Origin of the sequence: Lentzea sp. NBRC 102530 (genome assembly GCF_030269365.1) — a bacterium.
In the GTDB taxonomy this organism is placed as follows: Bacteria; Actinomycetota; Actinomycetes; order Mycobacteriales; family Pseudonocardiaceae; genus Lentzea.
Genome location: NZ_BSTF01000001.1, coordinates 439,299 through 461,729, shown reverse-complemented (window position 1 = coordinate 461,729; position 22,431 = coordinate 439,299). Strand labels below are relative to the sequence as shown.

General features: G+C 69.3%; 22 protein-coding genes. 6 read left to right on the top strand and 16 right to left on the bottom strand.

The window, feature by feature from the left end; genetic code table 11:
* Positions 1 to 29 precede the first annotated feature (29 nt).
* The 3 genes from QSK25_RS02225 to QSK25_RS02215 all read right to left on the bottom strand — a co-directional run bounded on the left by QSK25_RS02225 (position 30) and on the right by QSK25_RS02215 (position 1,903).
* Positions 30 to 140: a SapB/AmfS family lanthipeptide gene (locus QSK25_RS02225; RefSeq protein ID WP_285631735.1), complete on the bottom strand. Its 111-nt coding sequence runs from the start codon at positions 138 to 140 to the stop codon at positions 30 to 32.
* Positions 141 to 242: 102 nt separating this feature from the next.
* Positions 243 to 1,286 (bottom strand): methyltransferase, encoded by a 1,044-nt coding sequence (locus QSK25_RS02220; RefSeq protein WP_285631732.1) that lies wholly within the window; start codon positions 1,284 to 1,286, stop codon positions 243 to 245.
* Between the two features lie 17 nt (positions 1,287 to 1,303).
* Positions 1,304 to 1,903, bottom strand: a complete 600-nt coding sequence (locus tag QSK25_RS02215) for a response regulator transcription factor (protein WP_285631729.1) — start codon at positions 1,901 to 1,903, stop codon at positions 1,304 to 1,306.
* 394 nt (positions 1,904 to 2,297) lie between these two features.
* Here QSK25_RS02215 and shbA point away from each other — a divergent pair, with 394 nt between their 5' ends.
* Positions 2,298 to 2,969 (top strand): RNA polymerase sigma factor ShbA, encoded by a 672-nt coding sequence (gene shbA, locus QSK25_RS02210; RefSeq protein ID WP_285631726.1) that lies wholly within the window; start codon positions 2,298 to 2,300, stop codon positions 2,967 to 2,969.
* Between the two features lie 81 nt (positions 2,970 to 3,050).
* Here shbA and QSK25_RS02205 read toward each other — a convergent pair whose 3' ends face one another.
* From QSK25_RS02205 to QSK25_RS02155, 11 genes are all read right to left on the bottom strand, one after another.
* Complete coding sequence (locus tag QSK25_RS02205; RefSeq protein WP_285631723.1) at positions 3,051 to 3,647, bottom strand: helix-turn-helix transcriptional regulator; 597 nt, start codon at positions 3,645 to 3,647, stop codon at positions 3,051 to 3,053.
* 333 nt (positions 3,648 to 3,980) lie between these two features.
* Positions 3,981 to 6,086, bottom strand: coding sequence for a cytochrome P450 (locus QSK25_RS02200; RefSeq protein WP_352235705.1), 2,106 nt, complete (start codon positions 6,084 to 6,086; stop codon positions 3,981 to 3,983).
* On the bottom strand, positions 6,002 to 7,009 hold the full coding sequence (locus QSK25_RS02195; protein WP_285631720.1) for a beta-ketoacyl [acyl carrier protein] synthase domain-containing protein: 1,008 nt from the start codon (positions 7,007 to 7,009) through the stop codon (positions 6,002 to 6,004). Before QSK25_RS02195 ends, QSK25_RS02200 begins: the two co-directional genes overlap by 85 nt.
* Before the next feature lie 111 nt (positions 7,010 to 7,120).
* The gene (locus QSK25_RS02190; protein WP_285631717.1) at positions 7,121 to 8,623 is read right to left on the bottom strand and encodes a tryptophanase; all 1,503 of its coding nucleotides are present in this window, start codon (positions 8,621 to 8,623) and stop codon (positions 7,121 to 7,123) included.
* Positions 8,624 to 8,792: 169 nt separating this feature from the next.
* Complete coding sequence (locus QSK25_RS02185) at positions 8,793 to 9,383, bottom strand: GTP-binding protein (RefSeq protein WP_285631714.1); 591 nt, start codon at positions 9,381 to 9,383, stop codon at positions 8,793 to 8,795.
* Complete coding sequence (locus QSK25_RS02180; protein WP_285631712.1) at positions 9,367 to 9,696, bottom strand: DUF742 domain-containing protein; 330 nt, start codon at positions 9,694 to 9,696, stop codon at positions 9,367 to 9,369. The genes QSK25_RS02185 and QSK25_RS02180 overlap by 17 nt, the downstream gene beginning before the upstream one ends.
* Positions 9,693 to 10,121, bottom strand: coding sequence for a roadblock/LC7 domain-containing protein (locus QSK25_RS02175; protein WP_285631709.1), 429 nt, complete (start codon positions 10,119 to 10,121; stop codon positions 9,693 to 9,695). The genes QSK25_RS02180 and QSK25_RS02175 overlap by 4 nt, the downstream gene beginning before the upstream one ends.
* Positions 10,118 to 12,373, bottom strand: coding sequence for a sensor histidine kinase (locus QSK25_RS02170; RefSeq protein WP_285631706.1), 2,256 nt, complete (start codon positions 12,371 to 12,373; stop codon positions 10,118 to 10,120). The genes QSK25_RS02175 and QSK25_RS02170 overlap by 4 nt, the downstream gene beginning before the upstream one ends.
* Positions 12,374 to 12,542: 169 nt before the next feature.
* Positions 12,543 to 13,061, bottom strand: coding sequence for an acyl-CoA dehydrogenase family protein (locus QSK25_RS02165; RefSeq protein WP_285631703.1), 519 nt, complete (start codon positions 13,059 to 13,061; stop codon positions 12,543 to 12,545).
* 300 nt (positions 13,062 to 13,361) lie between these two features.
* The gene (locus QSK25_RS02160) at positions 13,362 to 14,513 is read right to left on the bottom strand and encodes an FAD-dependent monooxygenase (protein WP_285631700.1); all 1,152 of its coding nucleotides are present in this window, start codon (positions 14,511 to 14,513) and stop codon (positions 13,362 to 13,364) included.
* Complete coding sequence (locus tag QSK25_RS02155) at positions 14,510 to 15,160, bottom strand: TetR/AcrR family transcriptional regulator (RefSeq protein ID WP_285631697.1); 651 nt, start codon at positions 15,158 to 15,160, stop codon at positions 14,510 to 14,512. The genes QSK25_RS02160 and QSK25_RS02155 overlap by 4 nt, the downstream gene beginning before the upstream one ends.
* A 214-nt stretch (positions 15,161 to 15,374) precedes the next feature.
* On the opposite strand from QSK25_RS02155, the gene QSK25_RS02150 reads away from it, so the two are divergent.
* The 4 genes from QSK25_RS02150 (at position 15,375) to QSK25_RS02135 (ending at position 17,881) form a co-directional block, all read left to right on the top strand.
* Complete coding sequence (locus QSK25_RS02150) at positions 15,375 to 15,746, top strand: YciI family protein (RefSeq protein WP_285631694.1); 372 nt, start codon at positions 15,375 to 15,377, stop codon at positions 15,744 to 15,746.
* Complete coding sequence (locus QSK25_RS02145; RefSeq protein WP_285631691.1) at positions 15,743 to 16,975, top strand: RNA polymerase sigma factor; 1,233 nt, start codon at positions 15,743 to 15,745, stop codon at positions 16,973 to 16,975. The genes QSK25_RS02150 and QSK25_RS02145 overlap by 4 nt, the downstream gene beginning before the upstream one ends.
* A 72-nt stretch (positions 16,976 to 17,047) precedes the next feature.
* Positions 17,048 to 17,383, top strand: coding sequence for a VOC family protein (locus tag QSK25_RS02140; RefSeq protein ID WP_285631688.1), 336 nt, complete (start codon positions 17,048 to 17,050; stop codon positions 17,381 to 17,383).
* Positions 17,384 to 17,467: 84 nt separating this feature from the next.
* Positions 17,468 to 17,881, top strand: a complete 414-nt coding sequence (locus QSK25_RS02135) for a MarR family winged helix-turn-helix transcriptional regulator (protein WP_285631685.1) — start codon at positions 17,468 to 17,470, stop codon at positions 17,879 to 17,881.
* On the opposite strand, the gene QSK25_RS02130 is transcribed toward QSK25_RS02135, so the two are convergent.
* Together QSK25_RS02130 and QSK25_RS02125 are read right to left on the bottom strand one after the other, a co-directional pair.
* The gene (locus tag QSK25_RS02130) at positions 17,878 to 18,084 is read right to left on the bottom strand and encodes a hypothetical protein (RefSeq protein ID WP_285631682.1); all 207 of its coding nucleotides are present in this window, start codon (positions 18,082 to 18,084) and stop codon (positions 17,878 to 17,880) included. The genes QSK25_RS02135 and QSK25_RS02130 overlap by 4 nt on opposite strands.
* A complete protein-coding gene (locus tag QSK25_RS02125) occupies positions 18,081 to 18,695 on the bottom strand; it encodes an NmrA family NAD(P)-binding protein (protein WP_502881795.1) in 615 nt (204 codons plus the stop codon). The genes QSK25_RS02130 and QSK25_RS02125 overlap by 4 nt, the downstream gene beginning before the upstream one ends.
* A 118-nt stretch (positions 18,696 to 18,813) precedes the next feature.
* Between QSK25_RS02125 and QSK25_RS45560 the strand changes: the two genes are divergently transcribed.
* Complete coding sequence (locus tag QSK25_RS45560) at positions 18,814 to 22,197, top strand: NACHT domain-containing protein (protein WP_502881794.1); 3,384 nt, start codon at positions 18,814 to 18,816, stop codon at positions 22,195 to 22,197.
* Positions 22,198 to 22,431 lie beyond the last annotated feature (234 nt).

The following is a 22,431-nucleotide window of genomic DNA, read 5'->3' as shown; positions in this document are numbered from 1 at the left end:
TCCGCACGTGCCTTCCCGATGCGATCGGTCTAGAAGTCGTCCTGGCACAACAGGAGGCTGATCGTCGACCCGTTGACGACCTCGGGCAGGTGGTCCTGGTCCGTGGCTTCCATCGCCTGTAGTTCGAGCACGTGCTGCACGCTGATCTCCTTGTGGTGACGGGGATTCAGTAACGACGTGATCATCGCTCTCACGTGGAGGCTTGCCAGATCCCACGTCGGCGACACCCGCCGGGCAACGGATCACTCGATCGCGTGACCGGTGCTCACTGAGCGCACCGCTTCGACGACGAACATCGCCGGGCCGACCCTGGTCGCCTGCTCGAACGCGAGACCGCAGCTCTCGAAGAGGTCCTGGAACTCCGCGACGGTGCGTTCCGCGCCGCCCAGGAGGACGCGCATGAGGACGTCCCACGACTTCGTCTGGCTGGGTGCGTTGTCCGGCAGCAGCACGCGTTCGAAGAGCACGAGCCTGCCCCCGTCGGACATCGCTTCGCGGCAGTGGCGCAGGATCACCTCCGCCTCCGGCCGCGACCAGTCGTGGATGATCGACTTGAGGACGTGCAGATCGCCCTTCGGCACGACGTCGGTGAAGAAGTCCCCGGCGACGACGTCCATGCGTCCGTGCAACCGGAGGTCGTCCCGCGTGCGCTCGGCCGACGGAACGACGTGGGGCTGGTCGAACAGGGTGCCGGACGCCTCCGGATGCGTACGCAGGATCGAGGCGAGCAGCGTCCCGTCGCCACCGCCGACGTCGACGACGTGCCGGTACGGCGAGAAGTCGTACCCCGTGAGCACGTCCTCTCGCTCCGCACGGCTGAGGCCGGCCATCGCTGCGCCGAAGACGGTCCCCTGCCCGGGGTTGTCCCGCAGGTGTTCGAAGAACGTCTGTCCTCTGAGGCTCGGGAAAGCGGGCTCGCCGGTGCGCAGGCTGTACCCGGCGTGTTCCAGCACGGGGTAGTTGAAGCCGTGCAGCCGGACGACGTCACGCAGCGAGGACGGGTCGTCGGAGCGGAGCAACGCGCCCCTGGACGTGAGCTCGAACGTCCCGCCGGGCAGTTCGCGGAAGACACCGTGTCCGGCCAGCAGGCGCAGGAAGCTGACGAGCGTGTCCTCGTCGGCGCCCGTCCTCGCGGCCAGCCACCCCGGTTCCGCAGGTCCCTCCGGGAAGTGGTCGGCGATGCCCAGCTCGGCCACGATCTGCAGCACGCGGGACCCGATCGAGGCCTCGGCGAGTTCCAGCAGCGCCGCGGAGTCCTCGGCCCGAGCACCTTTCGGCTTGTCCATGACGAGTGTTCTCCGCCTCAGTCGATGATGTTGGCGCGGATGGCCTTGCTGACGAGGTGCGCGCGGTCGCGCGCTCCGAACTTGGCCCGCGCCCGCCGGACGAGCCCCGTGGCCCGCACCGTGGAGACGCCGATCTCCCGGCCGATCGCGGCATCCGTGGACCCGTCGGCCAGGAGCTTCAGCGCTCGCAGCTCGTGGGCCGAGAGCGCACCGATCCGGTTCTGGCGCCACGGCTCCGCGGGTTCCACGAAATCCGCGGGCTTCATCAGGAACGACCCCGCCCCGCTCCGCACGGCGGCACCGGTCAGGTGGCTCGAGCCGGGCGAGAGCACGGCCACGATGTTGCGCCAGCCGTGGTTCCTCAACTCGGCGATGAGCCCCGTCGCGGTGCCGTGGGGCAGGTCGAGGTCGACCAGCGCGAGGTCCCGCGTCTCGGACGCCGCGGTGCCTTTCGGCTCCCTGATCGTCCGCACCACGTGGACCGGGCGCGCGCCGGCGCGCCTCAGGGCACCTGCCTGCTGGGCGCCGAACACGCGATCGGTCGTCACCACCAGCGCGGAGAACGCACCTCGCGCGCGATCGGTGGACCGGGACGCGAGAGGGAAGGGGAACAACACGAATCCTTCCTCCCACCTGCCGGAGCGAGGGCTGGTCCGGCAGATCGGGTGAGGTGAACCGAGCAGAGGTGGTGCCGACAGCCGGACTGTAGAGCGGCGGCAACCCCCGTCCCGGCCGTGCGGTGAGGCGCTGTGCTTTCTTCCGGACACCCTGCACTCGCGGACACTCCCCGGCACCACCAAGTGAGACGCCATCAGTCCTCAGTGGACTCCGAGTCGGCCTGTGGCGCAGATCGCGGCCGTACGTACCGAAGGCTTTCTCCGTTCGGCCCGGTTTTCCCCGAGGGCCTTTGTTCCGCTGCGGCTTTGCGGTCCAGTGTTCGGAGAACGCTCACCGTTCAGGTCGCGATCGGCCGGCGAGCCGAGTCCGGAGTGCACGATCATGGCACCACAGATGAGTTCAGTCGCGGGAATCCCGTACTGGAACGACGATGTCGACGCCGACGTGCGGGCGGCGGCCGAAGGGGACGAACGGGCCGTCACGCGCCTGCTGACGCACCTCCAGCCGTTGGTGATCCGGTACTGCCGCGCACGGGTGCGCGGCCCCGGCTGCTCGTTCCTCACCCCTGAGGACATCGCGCAGGAGATCAGCCTCGGCGTCCTGAAGGCGTTGCCCGGGCTGCGCGAGCAGAACCTGCCGTTCCTGCCGTTCGTCTACGGCATCGCCGCCCACAAGGTCGCCGACGCGATGCGCGCGGCGAAACGGGACCGGACGGAACCGACCGCGGAACCCCTGGACGACCGCCGCGCCGAGGAAGAGCCCGAACGGCTGCTGCTCCAGGCCGAACTGGCGGCGAAGCTCGACGAGGTGCTGGCAGAACTGCCCGCACGGCAGCGGGAGATCGTGCTCCTGCGGCTCGTCGTCGGGTTGTCCAGCGACGAGACCGCCCGGGCGGTCGGCTCCACTCCCGGGGCGGTGCGGGTCAGCCAGCACCGCGCGCTGGCCACGTTGCGCACGGCGTTGCGGCGGACCGGCGAACCCCGCGCCGCGCAACGCGGTGCGCCACCGGGCACGAGCGCCTCCCGCACCAGGGCGAGCAGGAGCGGCAAATCAGGCACGCGGTGAAAACCGCTCGGGGAGTGCCGCCTTCTCAATTCGGAAAGCGCTGAGCAGGTTTCCGCGCCAACCGCCGCGGTGTTCTCGCGATCACCAGATCACCCCCTGCCGCAGCAATCGCAGCACCATCGCGGCCCTCTCCCCCACGCCCACCTTGCGGCCGATGCGTTCCAAATGCGACTTCACGGTCAGGGGCGACAATCCGAGGGCCTTCGCGATCTCGGTGTTGGTGTGGCCGGACGCCACCAGCCGCATGACCTCGATCTCGCGCTCGGTGAGGTCGCTCGCGGGCAGCTCGCCGTTCAGCGCGCGGGTCATCCAGTCGCCACCGCTCTGCGGGACGTGGGGCCGCACGAGCACGCCGTCCACGCCCGCGGCCACCACCTGCGTGCGAGCGGCCAGGTCGTGCCGCGAGACCACGGCCAGCACCCGGTGCCACCCGGCTCCGCGCAGGTTCCAGACGAGGTTCACGGCGTGCGGCCCGATCATCGCCAGGTCGACCAGCGCGAGGAACCCGGCGGGCTCGGCACGCACCAGCCGGTGCAGTGACGCCGCGTCGGGCGTGTGGTGGACGACCGCGACGCCCATCGCGACCAGTGACTCCGTCACCTGGGAGATGACCCGCGCGTCGGTGCTGGCGATCAGCGCGGAATGCCCGCGTTCTGCCGCGAAAGGCGGCCGAACCATCGCGTCGATCCGTGCGTCACAGCAACTGGCGGTCATCAATTTCCTTTGCTCGGATGGGCGTACCGCTACGCCTGGGCGATGCGAAGGAATCGTGACACGGGTTTGCACGAGCGTTTCGCCTGAACGAGGCGAGAACATTTCCGGGTGCGGACCGAGGGACCCCGGAACCGGTGAGGGTTTCTCCTACGACTGCGGCGGCCGCGCGGACCGGACGAGTTCGCGTCACCGTTCGAGCTGGGGATCGGTGATCGGCGGCCGAGCCGCTCAGGCGGAGCTCCCACACCGCGAAGACCCGTTCGGGGCCGTCCGGATGTGGGAGCTCTGCCCGGAACCTCAGCCGATCTCTACCGCGACCTGGTCGACGCAGATGTGCCGGGCGTTCTCGTAGTACCGCGTGGCCGGTGCGACGAGCCGGTGGTTCCCGTGCCGGGCGAGCTCCTCCAGCACGACCCGCAGCTCCACCCGCGCGAGCTGGGCACCGAGGCAGAAGTGGATCCCCTGGCCGAACGTCAGGTGCCGTGGCTGCCCGCGGTCGAGGCGGAACTCGTCCGGGAACGGGAACTGCCGGGGGTCGCGGTTGGCCGCACCGGTCAGCAGCAGCACCCTCGAGCCGGCGGGAACGCGGGTGTCGCCGACGGTGGTCTCGCGGGTCGTGACACGGGTGCCGTGGTCGACCGGCGTCCACAGGCGCAGGGTCTCGTCGACGGCGGCCGGCATCAGGTCGGGCCGAGCGCGCAACCGGTCCTGCAGCTCCGGATGCCGGGCGAGGTGCAGCAGGAGGTGGGAGAGCGTGTTCATCGTCGTCTCGTGCCCGGCGATCGCGAACGCCACCAGCATCACGTGCAGCTCGTCCTCGGTGACCGGCCTGCCGTCGATCTCGGCCCTCACGAGCGACGACAGGTAGTCCTCCCCCGGTTCCTCCCGCGCCCGCCGGATCTCGTCGCGGAACAACGCTTCGAACGGTTTCCAGAAAGAGTTGTCCCCGGCGGGCATCTTCGACCAGGTGTCGCTGGTGAGCTCGCGGATGCGGTGCTGGGCGTCCGGCGAGAAGCCGACCGCGAGCGACACCACGGCCAGCGGCAACGGAACGGCGAGCTCGCCGACGAAGTCGCCGCGTCCCCGGCGCGTGATCGGGTCGAGCAGGCCGCGGACGAGGTCGGTGATCGCCGGGGTCAGCTCGCGAACCGAGGCGGGGGTGAACGGCGGCCGCATCAACGCCCGGAACGTCACCTGCTCCGGCGGGTCGTACTCCAGCGGGGCGAAGCGCGGAGCGTCCGGTGCCTTGGGGTGGAAGACGCCCGAGGCGGAACTGAACGTCTCGTGGTCCTTGAGCGCCGCCGCCACGTCGGCGTAACGGCCCAGCACGTACATCCCGCCGTGCGCGGGTGAACGCACCACCCTGCCCCGTTCCCGCACCTCCCGGTGCACCTCGATGGCGAGGTCGGGGTCCAGGCGGTGGTGGTCGAACAGGTCGGCGTGCCGCACGACGTCCGTGCGCGTCTCGTCGACGATCCACTTCACGAGCCGTCTGGTCGGTTCCAGCGCGTCCTGCGGCAGTTCGGGCCGGAAGTCGGTGGCGCAGCCGAGGGAGACGAGCCGCTGGACGCCGTACAACGGTGCGACGTCGCGGAGCTCGGTCTTGAGCCTGTCGGGCCACACCTCGACCGTCTGCGTGTACGAGTTGAACCTGCGCAACGCCGAAGCGACGTCGTCGACGGGGACGACGTTCGCGACCCGACCGGACAACGACGTGTGGAACTCCACCGGATCGTCCAGTTCGGACACCACGACAGCGCCCTCGTCGTCGCGGCCGCCGATCACGTGGAACCACTCGGAGGTCGCCCGCAACGCCCGCAGGTCCGCGCGGAGTTCCGGGTCGAACCGCTTCGCCGGGGTGCTCAGATCGGCCGGGATGTCCTGCACCTCCCGGTAGAGGAGTTCCCCGAACCTCCGCGCCTGCTCGGGTGTCGCGACCGCGTACAGCACGCGGGCGTTGAAGCACGCCTCCTGGTTGAGCAGGCCGACGTCCGCGGCCGCGAGCCTCGCGACCTCGGCGAGCGTCCGGTCGTCGGCGAACGCCTCCGGCCCGATCACCGTGGCGCTGAGCTTGGGGTCGAGCGCGACCAGTTCCAGACCGGGCTGCAGGTAGCGCGTGACGTGCCGGATCGAGTCGAAACCGCCCCAGGCCACGATCTTCTCGACGTGCGCGGGGTGGTAGAGGACCCGTTCGACCGACTCGTCCCCGCCCTTCCAGTAGGCGACGCAGAGGTGCCGCACCAGCGGGTGCGCCGGGTCCACCCCGGCCATCGTGCGGGCGATCGCGAGTGCCGTGACGGGGTCGTTGGACGGCAGCTTCACGATGGCGTCACCGCGCACGATCGCGTTGCGCACCAGCGTGATCGCCGCGATGATCGGGGTGTTGCCCGCGATGACGTGCACGGCCCGCGCGCCGAACGCCCGCACCGACGCGCCGCGGTGCGGCACCCAGCCGTCGAGGTACCGCACGCCGACGGACGCATCAGGTGCACCTGCGCCGACGCGCTCGGCGCCATGATCCCCTCGGTGCGCCCGTCCTGGCACACAGCGCCACCGCGCAGCACGGCCAGCACCCGATCCCCCGCCGCGACCGCATCTCGCAGCAGCTTCAACACCACGAACGCACAGCCCTCACCCCGGCCGTACCCGTCGGCCTCGACGGCGAACGGCTTGCTGCGCCCGTCCGGCGACGTGGCCCCCGCCGCGTCGAGCACCGCCCCGAGACCGGGCGCGGCGACGAGCAGCACGCCACCCGCGAGCGCCAGGTCCGTCTCCCCCAGCCACAGGCTCTGGATCGCCTGGTGCACAGCGACGAGGGACGACGAACAGGCCGTGTCCACCGCCACGCTCGGCCCGCGCAGGTCGAGCGAGTGGGAGATCCGGTTGGCCGCACCGCACATCGAGGCACCGATGCCCGTCCACGGCTCGATCCGCGCGAGGTCGCTCAGCGTGCGCCGGCCGTAGTCGTCCGCCCCGATGCCGACGAACACACCGGTGTCCCTCCCCCGCAACGAAGTCGGCGAGATGCCCGCGTGTTCCAACGCCTCCCAGGAGACCTCCAGCGCCAGCCGGTGCTGCGGGTCGATCAGCCGCGCTTCCCGGGGCGGGATGCCGAACAGCTCGGCGTCGAAACCCGCGATGTCGTCGAGGAAGGAACCGAGGACCTCTCCCTGGCCGGACCACCGCCCCTCGGACAGTGCCCTGACCGCGGACCCGCCGGACGACAGGAACTCCCAGAACTCGGCGGGCGAGCCGATCCCACCTGCGAACCGGCACCCGATTCCCACCACGGCAACGGGTTCACCGATGCTCCTTCTCGATTCCACAACGCCTCCGAAAAGGAACGGAACCACCTGAACCGGACGATCGAAAACGAGGAGGGTTTCCAGGATCGCTGGGTGAACGCAAACTAGTGGAGTGATCCACACGTCAAATCGTCAGCTCACCGGGGAGTAGGGCTTTCCCTCACGAGGTGCGGATCCGTCCACCGCGTCCGCGAAGCCGTCGCGGTGGACGTCGACGAACCCTGCCAGCGGCTCGCGGTCGGCCTGGCCGACCAGACCGCCAGAGCGGAAGCTCCGCTCCACGGGTTCGAGGCGGCACTTGAAGTGCCGCAACACCTTCGGGCTGTCGACCAGCCGGTAGCCGGGCAGCTCGTCCACGCGCTTCATGACGGACGCCGCGGTCTCGGCGACGTACTCGAGGTGACTCTGGGTGTAGACCCTGCGGGGCAGCGCGAGGCGCACGAGTTCGCGCGGCGCCGCCTTCGTCAGAACTCCGTGCTCGTCGACGCTGCCGCACATCAGCGATCCGATCTCGACCGCCCGCACGCCCCCTTCCAGGTACAGCTCCGTCGCGAACGAGTGCGCCGGGAACAACTCGGCCGGCAGGTGCGGCAGCACCGCGCCCGCGTCGATGTACACGGCGTGCACGCCCGGCGGCCGCACGACCGGCACACCCGCGTCCGTCAGCAGCCCGGCGAGGTGCGCCGTGGCCGCCGCACGTCCCCGGAGGTACGCCGCGTCGGTGCCCTCGCGCAGTCCCTGGGCCAGCATGTCGAGATCACGACCCGACAGCCCGCCGTAGGTGCTGAACCCCTCGCCCGCGATGAGCGCCTGTTCGCACCGCGCCGCCAGTCCGGCGTCGCGCAGCGCGATGACGCCTCCCATGTGGACGATGCCGTCCTTCTTCAGGCTCGCCACGCACCCGTCGGCGAGGGCGAACATCTCCCGCGCCACCGTCCGGGGTGAGAGGCCGGCGAACTCCGGCTCGTTCTGGCTGACGAGCCAGGCGTTCTCGGCGAACCTGGCCGCGTCGAGGAAGAACGGGATGCCGTGCGCACGGCAGATCTCGCCGGCGCGCCTGATGTTGTCGATCGAGACGGGCTGACCGCCGCCACCGTTGTTGGTGACCGTCATGATCACCTGGCCGACGTTGCCCCACCGCAGGAACGCCTCCAGCTGCGCGAGGTCGATGTTGCCCTTGAACGGGTGGTCGGACCGGATGTCGCCGGCTTCCTCGCACGGGATGTCCCGTGCCTCGCACCCGAGCAGCTCGACGTTCGCCCTGGTGGTGTCGAAGTGCGTGTTGCTCAACGAGATCTGGCCGGGCCGCAGGAGGGTGCCGAACAGGATGCGTTCGGCCGCCCGCCCCTGGTGGACGGGGAAGATGTGCGGGTAGGACGTCAGGTCCTCGACCTCGGCCCGGAACCGGTAGAACGACGGCGAACCCGCGTAGGTCTCGTCGCCGCCCATGCCGGCCGCCTGCTGCGCGGCGGAGAGCGCGCCGGTGCCGGAGTCCGTCAGCAGGTCGATCATCACCTGCTCGGCGCGCAGGTTGAACGGGTTGTACCCGGCGGCGGCCATGAACTTCTCGCGCTCGGGACGATCCGTCAGCGTGATCGGTTCGACCACCTTGATCCGGTACGGTTCCATGAGCATCGGACACACCCGACTTCGGTAGGCAGGCGCCGGCCACACGACGTGGTCAGCGGGGGTTACCGCTCTGATCTATCAGGGCTTTTCGCCCCCGGTCACCCATTCGGGGACGCGGGGGCAACATCCGTGTACGAAGCGTCGCCGACCGATCGTCCACATCGGACCCGAACGATCACCGCGGGACCGCGTGCCCCACCCGGCCCGTGCGGTGCAGGATCGCCTGTTCCACGGCGGACAGCAGGACGTCCTTGACCGACGCGCGGTCGCGCGCGTCGCAGAAGACGAGCGGGGCGTGCGGGTCGAGGTCGAGCGCCTCGCGCAGTTCGGCGGCGTCGAACTCCCGCTCGTCCGGGAACCGGTTGACCGCGACCACGAACGGCAGCCCGGCCTGCTCGAAGTAGTCCATCACCGGGAAGCAGTCCTCGATGCGTCCGGTGTCCACCAGGACGACGGCGCCGAGCGCGCCGTCGACGAGGTCGTCCCACAGGAACACGAACCGCTCCTGACCCGGTGTCCCGAACAGGTACAGCACGAGCCCGGGGTCGAGGGTGATGCGACCGAAGTCCAGGGCGACGGTGGTCGTGGTCTTGCCAGTGCGCTCACCCCGGTCGTCGACACCGACCGATCTCTCGGTCATCGCCGCCTCGGTCACCAGCGGTTCGATCTCGGAGATCGCACCGATGAAGGTGGTCTTGCCCACGCCGAAACCGCCGCTGATGACGATCTTGGTGGAGGTCGGCTGGTGCTCAGAGCGCCCGGACACGGTCCCTGATCCTTTCGAGGAGTTCGATGGAGAGTTCTGCCGCCTGGTGGATCCGGACGTGCCCCTCGGCGACCAGGTCACCGACCAGCACCCGCACGACCCCCAGCGGCAGGTTCAGCCGGGAACCCAGCTCCGCCACCGAGATCGGGGTCACGCACAACCGGACGGCCGCCGCGTGCTCGAACTGCAGGGAGGCCACCGGCGTCCCCGGCGACGCGACGACGAGGGCTTCGACCCGCAGCTCCGCACCCGTCGGCCGGGTCCGGCCCCCGGTGACCATGAAGGGACGGACGAAGGCGTCGGCGTCGCTCACCCCGGCAGCCTCTCGCGGAGCTCACCGATCAGGACCGGGGACAGCATCCGGCCCGCGCGCTCGGCCAGGCTCGCCATCTCGTAACCGACGGTCCCGACGTCGCAGCCGTCGTCCGCGATGACGCCGAGACAGCTCCCGTCCCCCACCGCGGAGGCGAGCAGGAACCCGCGCTGCATCTCGACCATGATCAGCTTCAGGCCGTCGAACTCGTAGCTGCGCGCGGCACTGCGCGCGAGGCTGGCGAGCCCTGAGATGACCGCCGCGAGCCGATCGCCCTCGGCACGGTCGAGCCCCTCGGACATCGCGATCAGCAAGCCGTCCGACGACACGGCCACCGCGTCGCGGACCCCGTGGGTGTCGCGGACGAAGTTGCCCAGCAGGAAGTCGAAGGTGTGTGCGGCACTCCGCCGGACATCGGTGCTCACTGCGTTTCCCCCTCCTGCCCGGTGACGATCCGCACCGGGGATGGTGTTCCCGCGCCGCGCTGGTGCCCGGAGCGGAAGTTCGACAACATCGACCGGACGTCGTCCGGTGAGCGGTGCACCGCCGGCGCCGCCCGGTGGGCCGGCGCGGCCGGCACCTTGACCGCGGACCGGGTGCGTTTGGTCAGGCCGTTGCGGGTGCGGCCGGCCGGCGACTCACCGCGGTCGGCCTCGACCTGCCGGTGACGCCGGCCGCGCACGCCCGGTGAGATGTCGATCGTCGGCTGTTCCACCGGTTGCTCCTGCGGCCAGGCGATCGGCTCGTCGGCCGCCCGCGGTGGCGGCGCGGAGCTGGTGAGCAGCTCGGCGGGGACCGTGATGCGGGCGACCACACCGCCGACGGGTGACACGGTCAGCTCGACGCCGACCTGCAGGCGCCGCGCCAGCTGACCGACCACGTAGTGCCCCAACGACTTCGTGGGCGCGACGAGGAACACCTCCTCACCCGACAGCCGGGCGTTCGCCCTGGCGAGGTCCTCCCTGGTCATCCCGACGCCGTGGTCGACGACGGCCAGGACGTACTCGTCCGCGCTGCGCCTGCCGTAGATCTCGACGTTGATGTCCGGCGGGGAGAACGCGAGCGCGTTCTCCGCCAGTTCCGCGATCATGTGCGCCAGCTCGGTCACGGCGGACCCGGCGACCTTCGCGTCGTCGACCCAGCGCAGGACCACCCGCCGGTAGTCGGCGACCTCGGACAGGCCCGCGCGGACGACGTCGGTCACCGGCATCGGTTCCGCCCACCGGCGCGGGCTGCTGCGGCCGGCGAGCACCAGGAGGCTCTCGGCGTTGCGCCGCATCTGCGTGGCGAGGTGGTCGAGCTCGAAGAGGTTGGACAGGGCTCCCGGGTCCAGCTCGTCCTGTTCGAACTCGCTGATGAAGCCCAGCTGGCGCCGCAACAGGTTCTGGCTGCGGTGCGCCAGGTTCGCGAGCGACTCGGTGGCGTTGTGCCGCAACACGACCTGCTCGGCCGCCAGGTCGAACGCGGTCTGCTGCAGGCTGTTCACGGCCGCACCGGCCTCGACGATCTCCCGCACGGCGTTGCCGGGAACGTCGACAGGACGCGGGGGCACTGGTTCGCGCGCCGCCAGGTTGTCCTGGCTGATCGCGTCCGGCAACCGGCGCAGCGAGATGTCCTGGGCCTCGTCCGCCAGCCGCTTCAACGGGCGGATGATCGTGCGGACGCTGGAGACGACCAGCAGCACGGCGGCACCGATGGCGAGCAGAGCACCTACGAGGTAGGCGACCAGGATCCAGGTCTCGTCGCCCACCAGCTCGGCGGCCCGGTCGCGCATCTCCGTCGCCGTGGCGGCGAGCAGGACGAAGGACCCGTTGACCACCACCGACATGTGCTGCCACCAGGCGGTCACGTCGACCCCGCGCACCGGCCGTGCACCGGCGGTGTCGGTCGCGACGGCGGCCAGCCGCTCGGCCTCGGCGGCGTCGGACGACTTGAGCAGCCGCGCCAGTCCGTCCCTGCGCTCCTGCGTCGCCTCGTGCTCGAACAGGGCGAAGCCGGAGGACTTGTCGGCCCGCAACGCGGTGTACGCCGCGAACTCGCCCGGCCCGAAGCCACCGCGGGCGAAGACACCGGTCAGCAGGTCGCGTTCGCCCGCCGCCGACTCCTGGGCCAGCGCCATGACGTACAGCGGGTGGCTCAGGCTGAGCAGCCGCGGGTCGTCGGAGTTCTCCAGGGTCAGGTTGACCTCGTGGACGTTCCGGATCACGTCCGAGTAGTGCTGGAACGTCGGCAGGAGCTCGGCGGTCCCGGCGTCGACCGCCCGCCGGACGTTCGCTGTCTGGTCGAACCCGCGCAACGCCTCGCGCATCGCGTCCATCTCGGGCAGCGACGACCCGGCGACGGCGGTCTCCAGCGCTCCCAGCGCTTCGTCGGTCTTCGCGCGCTGGCCACTGAGCTGCTCGGCGAACGGCGTGAGGCGCCCGATGACACCCGCGCTCAACCCCCGTTCCAGCTGCACCTCGCGGACGAACTTCCCGATGGCGGCGGCGAAACCGACCGACTCCCTGACGTCCTGGGCCAGCGCGAACGAGCGGAGCGTCCTGGTGACGTCGACCGAGACAACGACGACCACGAGGACGACCACGAGCAGGAGGATGCGACTGAGCCCGCCGCGGATCGTGTGCGCGCGCAGCGAAACGCCGGGCCGGCGTCTGGCCGGATGCTTCGGGCTGGTCACGGGGAACTCCTTCGCGGTGGGCGGGTACCGGGCCCGCCGGGCCGGTTCGATCTCGCCGGCGTGAACTCCCCGACATTCCCCCATTGGGATGTAACGGAGGACACGCCGAGACAGGGCAGGTCGCCAAGTGGGGGAGGTTCATCCACGAACGCGACCGCGGTCGCGCCGGTCAGTCCGGGATCACGCGGGTCTGGGGTTCACCGGTCGACCGGTGCAGCTCGGTCCGCTGTGCGCCGCGACCACGCCGTTGAACGCCTCCACGGCTGCTTCGTGCTCCGCGCGCATGCCCCTGAGTACCTCGTTCTCTCCTCGCTGAAGGGGACCAGCAGTCCGGGGGCACACCTGCGGCGCGCCTGATCGAGGAACCGAACCGACCACGACGACGCCCGGCAGCCACAGGGTCGCCGGCCATTGCGGGGGCGAAGTCGGGCAGCCAGCGTTCGCACTGCGACTCGTCACCAAGCCCAACGACCATCGCGGTGCCCAGCGAACCGGACTGCAACGTGTTGCCGGCCGCCGCGTTGAGCCGCGAGGTCTCCTCGATCGAGACGATCCAGGCGAGGTGCCCGAGGCCCTGTCCCCCGTACTCGCGGGGAACCGACATCCCGATCCACCCGGTGTCGGCGATCCACCGCACCGACGGGTCGTAGACGTGGCCGCCCTCGCAGGCCTCGATCTTCTCGACCATCGGGGCGCGAAGCGGGAGAGAGGCCGGCCGACCTGGCGCGGAGAACGGGAAAGACCTTTCCGGACACGATCGACCACGTCGAACTCCCGGGAGGAGTGCGGTAAAGATCTGAAATCGCGCGGCGAAGGACTTTCTGCCAGCGCCCTGGAACGACCTTAACTCCGCATTTCCGGCACTGAAGTGGAAGTGTGCTCCGGGGGACTCCTGGCGAAGGGAAGTGCCTCCGAGTCACCGTTCGAACCAAGTCCACAATGGACGACATGGTCGATCTTGAACTTCCGGTGCAGCGGCTGCACTCCGTCAGACGGTCCGGAGGGCCGGGTAGCCCTCGAGTTCGATCTTCTTCGCGGGACCTTCGAGGATCTTCACGGCGGGGCCGAACACCTTGAGGGCGGTGAAGAGCAGGTTGCGACCGACGATGCCGGGCCCGCTCCTCGGTGCGAGCAGACGACCAGCGTTGATCTTCTGCGAGACGGACGCGTACTCCCGGAACTTGGCCTCGAACCGGGGGAAGGCGACGGTGTGGTCGCCGTCGGCCACAGCCAGTTCGCCGGCCAGGACGTAGGCGCCGACCACGGCGAGGCCCGTGCCGAAGCCTCCCAGGGCGTTGCCCCAGGCGGAGTCACCGACGAGAGCGACGCGGCCGGTCGAGTAGCGTTCGAGGGTCACGCGGCTGATGGAGTCCATGAAGAAGTCGGTGGCGTCGGGGATCTTCGCGAGCAGCTCCGGGATGCGCCACCGGCCGTCGCGGTAGGCGTTCACCAGCGTCTCCTTCTGCGTGTCGACGTCGTCGCGATCATGGAGCTGGTCGGAGGCGAAGACGAAGAACGCGGGCGCTTTGGAGCCGCCGAGTCCGACCGTGCGTCCAGGTTCGTTGTAGACAACGCTTTCATCGCCGGTGCCGAGGTCAGCCAGGACGTAGTGGTAGCCGAGGTGGGTCACGTGGTCCGCTTCCGGCCCGAAGGCGAGCTTGCGGACGTTGGAGTGCATGCCGTCGGCCCCGATGACGAGGTCGAAGGCACGGGGTTCCCCGCGGGCGAAGGTGACGTCGACGCCGGTGTGCGTCTGAGTCAGCGACGTGATCGAGTCGCCGAAGACGTACTCGCAGGTCTGCGAGGTGAGGCCGTAGAGGATGCGGGCGAGGTCGCCACGCGGGATGTTGATCTCTCCGCCGGAGAACGCCGCCGGGATGACTCCGACGGTGCGGCCCTTGGCGTTGACGATGCGGGAGTCGGTGTCGACGACGTGGGCGGCCCGGACCTCGTCGAGGACGCCCATTTCGCTGAGCACGCGGCGGTGGATCGGGCCCTTGAAGTCGACGGCCTGCCCACCGCGGCGGATCCCGTGGGCCTTCTCGACGACGGTGACGTCGAAGCCGTACCGGTGCAGCCAGTAGGCCAGCGCCGGACCGCCGACGCTCGCTCCCGAGACCAGAACGCGCTTGTTGATCATTGTGGTTCTCCTGGTGACACCGCGGTGGCGGAGTGGAAGACGCGGTCGAGGTGGTCGAAGGCGAGGGTCGCGTTCTGGCGCATGCGGTCAGCAGCCTCGTCGGTGATGTCCTCGGCGAGGACGTGCGCGCCGATCTCGTCGGTGACGCCCTGGACGACCGCGACCAGTGCGGCGGCATGGGCGCGCGCGACGACTTCGGGAATGCCCGGATCGGTCCCGAGCATCGCGGTGGCGATGGTCCGCGCCTGCCGCTCGCGGAGTTCCAGCGCGAACCGGCGCAAGGCTGGGCTGACCAGGCACTGTGCCGCGAACTCACCACGAGCGAGCGCCGGCTCCTCATCGCGGAAGTGGTCGATGATCGCGACGGTCAGCGGGCGCAGCGCCGCTGCGGGGCTGGTGCCGGCCGGGCGACCCGAGACGGCCTGGCGGTACTGCTCGGTGATCTCGTCGGCCCGGTCGAGGACGAGGTCCTGCTTGGCCGGGAAGTAGTTGTACACCGTCTGCTCCGACACGGCGGCCGCCCGCGCCACCTCGATCATCGAGACGCCGTCGTACCCGCGCTCGGCGAACAGGCGCGCCGCCACATCCGCGATGTGCTCACGCATCTGCGCCTTCTTCAACTCCCGGAGCCCAGGTTCTCGCCGCATGTTCAGTAGAGTAACCCAATTTTTTTGGTAACCACAAGTTTTGCGGATCGGAGCCTCGTTCGACGCCTCCGAGAGGCAGGTCGCCCCACTCGGCGACGGTCACGGCGCCATTCCCACCGAACGCCGTTCGCCGCGCTCCGAGAAACGGTGCGTGGTCGAATGTCGACTTCCAGAGGTCTCGTTCGTCCTCCGGACGACGACTGGAGGGCACGCGATGCACTACATGTTTTTGATCTACAACTGCGAGGACCGCCCGCAGCACGGTGACCAGCGGTTCGAGGAGATCCTGACGAGGGTCAACGCGTTCGCCGACGAGTGCCGGCGGCGCGGTGCGTTCGTGGCGGGCGACCCGTTGAAGCCCGTCAGCACCGCGACGACGGTGCGGGTGCGCGACGGCAAGCCGGTGCTGACCGACGGGCCGTTCGCCGAGACGCACGAGCACCTCGGCGGCTACTACCTGCTGAACTGCCGCGACCTCGACGAGGCGCTGGAGCTCGCGGAGATGGTCCCGCAGGCGCATTACGGCGCAACGATCGAGGTGCGGCCGGTCGACCACATCCCCGGGCTGAACCACGGGGTGGCATGAGCGACCTGGCGTCGGCCGCGGTCGAGCAGGTCTACCGCCAGCACCGCACCCGGATGCTCGCGGCACTGGTGCGCGCGTTGGGCGACTTCGAGCTGGCCGAGGACGCGTTGCAGGAGGCGTGCTCGCAGGCGTTGCGGAAATGGCCACGTTCCCAGGTGCCCGACGACCCGTTCGCGTGGCTGCTCACCGTCGCCCGCAACCACGCCCTGGACCGCCTCCGGCACGCCCGGATGGCGCGCGCCAAGCTGCCCGCTCCCCCGCCCGAGACGACCGTGATGAGCGAGAAGCAGCTCGTCGACCTCGGTGACGAACGGCTGTCGCTGATCTTCACGTGTTGCCACCCGGCCCTGGCCGAGGACGCCCGGTCGGCGCTGACGCTCCAGGCGGTCGCGGGCTTCACCGCCGCACAGATCGCGCGGACGTTCCTGGTCGCCGAGACCGCACTGGCCCAGCGGCTGGTCAGGGCGAAGCGCAAGATCCGCGACGCCGGGATCACGTTCGAGGTGCCCGCCGACCACCTGCTGCCCGAACGGCTGCGGGGCGTGCTCGGCGTCCTCTACCTGATCTTCACCCGCGGCTACACGGTGCCGGACGCCTCGCTGCGGCAGGAGGCGTTGCGGCTGGGCAAGCTCGTGGCCGCCCTGATGCCGGACGAGCCGGAGGCCCACGGGCTCGTGGCGTTGATGCTGCTGCACGACTCGCGCAGCGCCGCGCGGTTCACGTCCGACGGCGAACTGGTGCTCCTCGACGACCAGGACCGGTCGCTGTGGAACACCGGCGAGATCGCCGAGGGCATGGCGTTGCTGGACCGCGCGCTGCGGTTCGGCTCGCCCGGCCCGTACGTGCTGCACGCCGTGATCGCCGCGCTGCACGTGCAGGACCCGGTCGACTGGTCGCGGGTGGCCGCCCTGTACGCCGAACTCCTCGCGGTGGCCCCGACCCCGGTGGTCGAACTCAACCACGCGGTCGCCGTCGCCATGGTGGACGGGCCCGAGGCGGGGCTGGCGTTGATCGACGGGATCGCCGGGCTCGACTCGTACCACCTGCTCCACTCCGCGCGCGCCGACCTGCTGCGCCGCCTCGACCGGCGCCCCGAAGCCGTTGCCGCGTACCGACTGGCCCACGACCTGGCGGTATCGCCCGCCGACCGCCGATTCCTCGCCGGACGCATGCGGTCCCTGGAGGCCAAGTGCCACAACGATTCGCCCGGCGCAGAAAACCTTCGGTGACCGATGTCGAGTTCCCCAGGTCTCGTTCGTCCTCTGCTCGTCAGTTCACCACGAACACGAGGAGCGATCGACATGTCCGGACACGCCAACTGGTTCGAAATCCCCGCCGACGACACCGCACGGGCGCGAGCGTTCTACGCGGGCGTCTTCGGCTGGGAGACCAGCCTGATGGGCGAGGACTACCACGTGATCACGAACGGCGCGGCCGGCGCCATCGCGCCCAGGGACGCCGGGCACACCCAGCCGCGGATCTACTTCCACACCACGGACATCGAGGCGTCCGTGCGCAAGGTCGCCGAACTGGGCGGCAAGAACGACGAGGTGCTCACCGTGCCCGACACGGGCCGCATCGCGCACTGCGTGGACGACCAGGGCACCCCGTTCAGCCTGTACGAACCACTGTCCTGATCCCGGCGGCCCGTCCGCCGGGCGGGCCACCGCTCTTCGTCCGTCCTCTTCGGACCGGGCCACCGCCGGGTTAACATCATCACCATGCCTGACGTCGGCGTCCTTTCCGCGCACCTGCTCTCGGGGTTCCAGAAGGAACTCTTCGCCCGCCTGGCCGAGGCGGGCCACGAGAACCTGCGCCCGCGCCACGGCGCCGTCATGGCCTACATCGCCACCACGGGCACCAGGGCCAGCGAGCTCTCCGAACGCTCCGGCCAGCACAAGCAGGTCGTCGGCACCCTGATCGACGAACTGGAACGCCTCGGCTACGTCACCCGCCAGCCGGACCCGGCCGACCGCAGGGCGAAACTCGTCGTGCCCACCGACCTCGGCAAGGACCAGATGGTCCAGGCCAAGCGCATCATCACCGAGATCGAGGACCGCCTCGCCGCCGTCGTGGGCGCCGACCGCTTCACCGAGTTCAAGCAGGTCTTCGAGGAGATCTCGAAGACCTTCTAACCGATCACGACGTCGTCCCGGTGCGCCTCCAGGAACTCCCGGAACCTGAGCGCCCGGAACTCGTTGTGCGACAGCGGTTCGTAGGTCACCTCCTGGCCGAGCACCGCGCTGAACGCCGCAGCCACCTCGTCGCCGGTGAGGTGCGCGACCCCTAGCCCGATCGTCTCCCCGATGGTCTTCGCGGGGTTCTTGAGCACGCTCACGATCGCCTTGCCGATGTCCTCGGCCGCGATGCCGAGATCCGGCTCTCCCCCATCGGCAACGACAGCTTCAACGACCCGTCCTCGGCACGATGCGGCGCCACGCCCTTGAGCAGGTTGTTCCAGCAGAACGACATCCGCACGTAGGTGGTGGGCAGCCCGGCCTCCGCGAACAACGCGTCCGCCTCCCCGCCCTTCACGTCGAAGTGCGGCACCTTGTACTCGTCCAGCGTCGGCATCCGGTCGTCGTCGAGCGCGATCACCTCACGCGTGTCCTCCAACGTCGACCACACGACGTGCTGAAGCCCTTCGGCGGCGGCCACGAGGTTGGTGGCCTCCTCCAACTCCTTGGCAGCCGACATGTGCGTGAAGAACGGCGTGACCAGATGAGCGCCGTACGCCCCGTCGAACGCCTTCCGCAGGCTCTCGACGTCGTACAGGTCAGCCGCCACCACCTCGGCCCCAACGCCGCGAGCCTCCGGGCCGCCGCCGACTCGGTGCCCCGGCTGAACGCCCGCACCGCGAACTCGCCGCCGGCCAGCAGGGCCCCGAGCCACCGCCCCACCCTGCTCGCCGGTAGCCCCCACCACAGCAATGATCTTCTTCTCGCTCACGCCTCCACAACATAGTCATCAAAAATGACTATCGGACGCATGGACGAACTCGTTTGGATGTAACCCGCACCACACACCCCGCGATAGGGCTTCCAGTCACCCTGCGGAGGTCTCACGGATGTCGCGCCCGGCCAAGAACTCGTACGTCGACGCCCTCGAGACCCTCCGCGAGCACGACCGCCGCTGGCTGGACCGCACCGACACGTTCCCCGGCGTCAGCCTCCTTGCCGAGGGCGCCACCGAACCGTCCGTCCTCACCCTGATCAACTCGAAGGGCGAGGTGTCCGCCGGCCTCTGCAAGGTCCTCGACGGCGTCAGCGACATCCTGATGACCACGTTCGGCACCAAGCGCCACGACCTGGTGGCCGCCGCCCACACCATCATCGCCCTCGTTTCGCTCCTCGAAGCTTTCAGCAACAACCAGGACAAAGCGTCAGCACAGGACGTCGTCACCACCGAACAGGAAGACGACCTCTTCAGCCTTCCGCTGGTCACCTCGTCGACAGTGCCGACGCCAATCCACACGTACACCGGTCACGAGAACGAGCAAAGGCTGTCGGCTTCCTTCTTCCTGCAGGCCAACATGGAGATAGACCGCTTCCTGCACAACCGCGTGAACACTCCGGTGGCCGCGACCCGGACGATATCCAGAATCACCGCCGACGCCCTGTCGATCAACAAACGCCGCACCGACCGGGCGTCCGCCGACGTTCCAGAGTTCACGATCTGGCCCCTGCTCGGAAAACAGACCACAACGGACGGCACTGCCACAGAATCACTTGAACTGTTCACACAGCTGCTGGCCCGGATCCCGTCACTTCCGCCTTCTCCCGCGCAGACGCATCGCACCAACCTCAAGAGCTTCGCCGAGTCGACGCTGACGCGACCGATCATCGGGTCCACGCTCGATCCGTCGTCGATCAAGGCCAGCTTCCCGACGGTCGAAGACGGCTTCGTCGCTCCCGGCTACCGCGTCACGCACCAGCGCTTCGACACCGTGGCGTCGTCGGAGTCCTGGTGGCTCGAGAGAACGGAGGTGCGCAGCGACCTCGACGTGTTCCTCGCCGCCCACTTCACGGGACCGGAGTGCGTGACACGCCCCCTGCTGGTCCTCGGCAACCCCGGCGCCGGCAAGTCGCTGTTGGTGGAGGTGCTGGCCGCCAGGCTGCCGGAGAGCCAGTTCACCACCGTCATCGTGCCGCTGCGCAAAGTGCGGGCCGAAGACCGCGTCCAGGAACAGGTCGAGACCGCCCTGTTCCAACTCCTCGGGACGACCGTCGTGTGGGAGCAACTCGCCCAGTTGTGCGGCGACAGCGTTCCCGTGGTCCTGCTCGACGGCTTCGACGAACTCGTCCAGGCCAGCGGCGTCCAGCAGTCGAACTACCTCCACGACGTCCAGGAGTTCCAGCGGCAGCAAGCACTTCTCGGTCGACCGGTCGCCGTCGTGGTCACGTCGCGCGTGCTCGTCGCCGACCGGGCGCGCATTCCCGCCGACGTGCCGATCGTGAAGCTGGACGAGTTCGACGACGACCGCATCGCGCGCTGGCTGCACACCTGGAACTCCACGAACCGGAGCACGGCGGGCTTTCAGCCGCTGGAACTCGTCGCGCTGGGCCGCCACCTGGAGCTGGCCCGGCAACCACTGCTGCTCCTGATGCTCGCGATCTACGCGACCGATTCGGACCACCCGTCACTGGATGACGCGACGCTGTCCAACGCCGAGTTGTACAAGCGCCTCATCACCATGTTCGTCGAGCGGCAGGCCGGGCAGAAGGGATCGGACAGGCCGGCGCCGGCGGTCGTCACCCAGGCCGCCACGCAGAGCTCCTGGCGCCTCGGCATCGCCGCGTTCGCCATGTTCAACCGCGGCCACCAGTACGTCACCGCACCAGAGCTGAACGACGACCTCGCCGTGTTCGCGCCGAGCACGTCCGTGAAATCGAACTCGACTTTCGACATCCCCATCGACGAAGCGGACCGCACGGTCGAGAACTTCTTCTTCATCCACTCGCCGACGCGCAACGACGGCACGGCCGCGGAGCTGCGCACCTACGAGTTCCTGCACGCCACGTTCGGCGAGTACCTCGTGGCCGAGGTGACCATGAAGCTGTTGTGCCAGCTGGCCGCCACGCAGGCGGTGCCGAGTGCCAACCCCTTCCAGGCGTCAGCGCCCCCGGACGACTCCCAGCTGTACGCCCTGATCTCGCACCAGCCGTTCGTCAAACGAAAGACGATCATCGAGTTCGCCTGCGGACTGTTCGGCTCCCTCGAAGACGAGGAGCGCGCCGACGTGATCCACATGATCGACGATCTGATCCGCACGTGCCAGCACCGCTCCGCGAGCGACGCCTACCAGGCGTACCAGCCCACTTCGTCCACGATCATCTCCCGCATCGCCCACTACTCGGTCAACCTCGTGTGCCTCCGCGCGCTGCTGGACTCGAACGCACCCCCTCTCGTCGCCGACCTGTTCGCCACGGTGCAGAGTTGGCGGGCGACCGTCCACCTGTGGAAGTCCGGTCTGGACGCCGAGGGCTGGAACGCGGTCACCAGCACGATCGCGCTCTCCGGAACCGATCGGCACCGCGTCACACCTGCCGGCGGCGGTCTGCCTCTGCTGCGGGAAGCGCGCCTGCTCGGCGACCCCTACCTGGAGACGACCGTGCGCGTCGGCGCTCGTTTCGCCAGCCCGGACACGACCTCGAACCCACAAGAACAAGAACTCATCTCCAGGTTCGCGACCTGGCTGCTGTCGACCCCGGGATCGGGAAGCAACGTGCACGCGCTGCCCGTCGACATCTTCAGCTTGACCCAGATCCTGCACGAACTCGACACCGGCGCTCGAATGAACGACGCCACACGCGCCCACCTGTGCACCATGCTGGCCCGAATGGCCCCAAGACTCCCCATCACCATCGTGGGTCGCGCGCTGACACATCTGGTTCCCCGAACAGAGCAGAACCCTTTCGGCTCATACATCCACAACCCGTTCGAGTTGGTGTCCGTTCTGTGCTCGCACACCGATCTCACGAAGGAAAGCCGGATCTCCACCGGAACGTTGGCCCAGATGTTCGCCGCCCGAGGCGAGGTGGCGTTCGGTTGCGTTGTCCTCGTGTGGCACAGGATGAGTTTCCCTCACGGCGGAGACGACGACGCATTCAGGGAATTCGCGAGCTCGGTCGTACAAGCCGCCACGCCCCACCTGGACAGCTTCACGAACGTCTACCTGCCCGTCGAAACCTTCGAGTACCTGGCGGCGCCGCGGACGCCGGAGCCGAGACTCACCAGGCATCTGCTCAGCGCCCTCGGCACGATCGCCCACGACGCCGCCGACTGCGTCAGCCCGCAGATCATCTTGGCCGTGATCAACAGGTTCCGCTACCCGGATCTCGCTCCGCAGAAGACGCGCCTCGCAAAGGCCTACCTGCGCGGGCGCGTGCTGGCGCTGAGCGCTGACGACGAACCCGACGCGGAAAGGCTGCGGGAGATCGCGGAGGGTTAGGCGCAATGCCGGGAAGTTAGGGAGCGGGCGGTGTTTGGAGATGGCGCGTTTGACTACTCGTGGGCAGACGCGGGTGCGGCGGCGGGCGAGCAGTCCGGCTTGGACTGCTCGCCCGATCGCGCCGACGAGGTCGATGACGGTGTCGGTGATGACTCCCGCGGCCAGGACGAGTTGGTCACGTGCCGCGTTGAGGGCGATGGTGAACCCGGCCCGGTCGGGTGCGGTCTCGTGTCC

What these genes read in the sequence shown, in the direction of transcription:
- QSK25_RS02220 (WP_285631732.1), bottom strand. Translation starts at nt 1,286, where the DNA reads ATGGACAAGCCGAAAGGTGCTCGGGCCGAGGACTCCGCGGCGCTGCTG.
- shbA (WP_285631726.1), top strand. Translation starts at nt 2,298, where the DNA reads ATGAGTTCAGTCGCGGGAATCCCGTACTGGAACGACGATGTCGACGCC.
- QSK25_RS02205 (WP_285631723.1), bottom strand. Translation starts at nt 3,647, where the DNA reads ATGGTTCGGCCGCCTTTCGCGGCAGAACGCGGGCATTCCGCGCTGATC.
- QSK25_RS02190 (WP_285631717.1), bottom strand. Translation starts at nt 8,623, where the DNA reads ATGCTCATGGAACCGTACCGGATCAAGGTGGTCGAACCGATCACGCTG.
- QSK25_RS02165 (WP_285631703.1), bottom strand. Translation starts at nt 13,061, where the DNA reads ATGGTCGAGAAGATCGAGGCCTGCGAGGGCGGCCACGTCTACGACCCG.
- QSK25_RS02160 (WP_285631700.1), bottom strand. Translation starts at nt 14,513, where the DNA reads ATGATCAACAAGCGCGTTCTGGTCTCGGGAGCGAGCGTCGGCGGTCCG.
- QSK25_RS02155 (WP_285631697.1), bottom strand. Translation starts at nt 15,160, where the DNA reads ATGCGGCGAGAACCTGGGCTCCGGGAGTTGAAGAAGGCGCAGATGCGT.
- QSK25_RS02150 (WP_285631694.1), top strand. Translation starts at nt 15,375, where the DNA reads ATGCACTACATGTTTTTGATCTACAACTGCGAGGACCGCCCGCAGCAC.
- QSK25_RS02145 (WP_285631691.1), top strand. Translation starts at nt 15,743, where the DNA reads ATGAGCGACCTGGCGTCGGCCGCGGTCGAGCAGGTCTACCGCCAGCAC.
- QSK25_RS02140 (WP_285631688.1), top strand. Translation starts at nt 17,048, where the DNA reads ATGTCCGGACACGCCAACTGGTTCGAAATCCCCGCCGACGACACCGCA.
- QSK25_RS02135 (WP_285631685.1), top strand. Translation starts at nt 17,468, where the DNA reads ATGCCTGACGTCGGCGTCCTTTCCGCGCACCTGCTCTCGGGGTTCCAG.
- QSK25_RS45560 (WP_502881794.1), top strand. Translation starts at nt 18,814, where the DNA reads ATGTCGCGCCCGGCCAAGAACTCGTACGTCGACGCCCTCGAGACCCTC.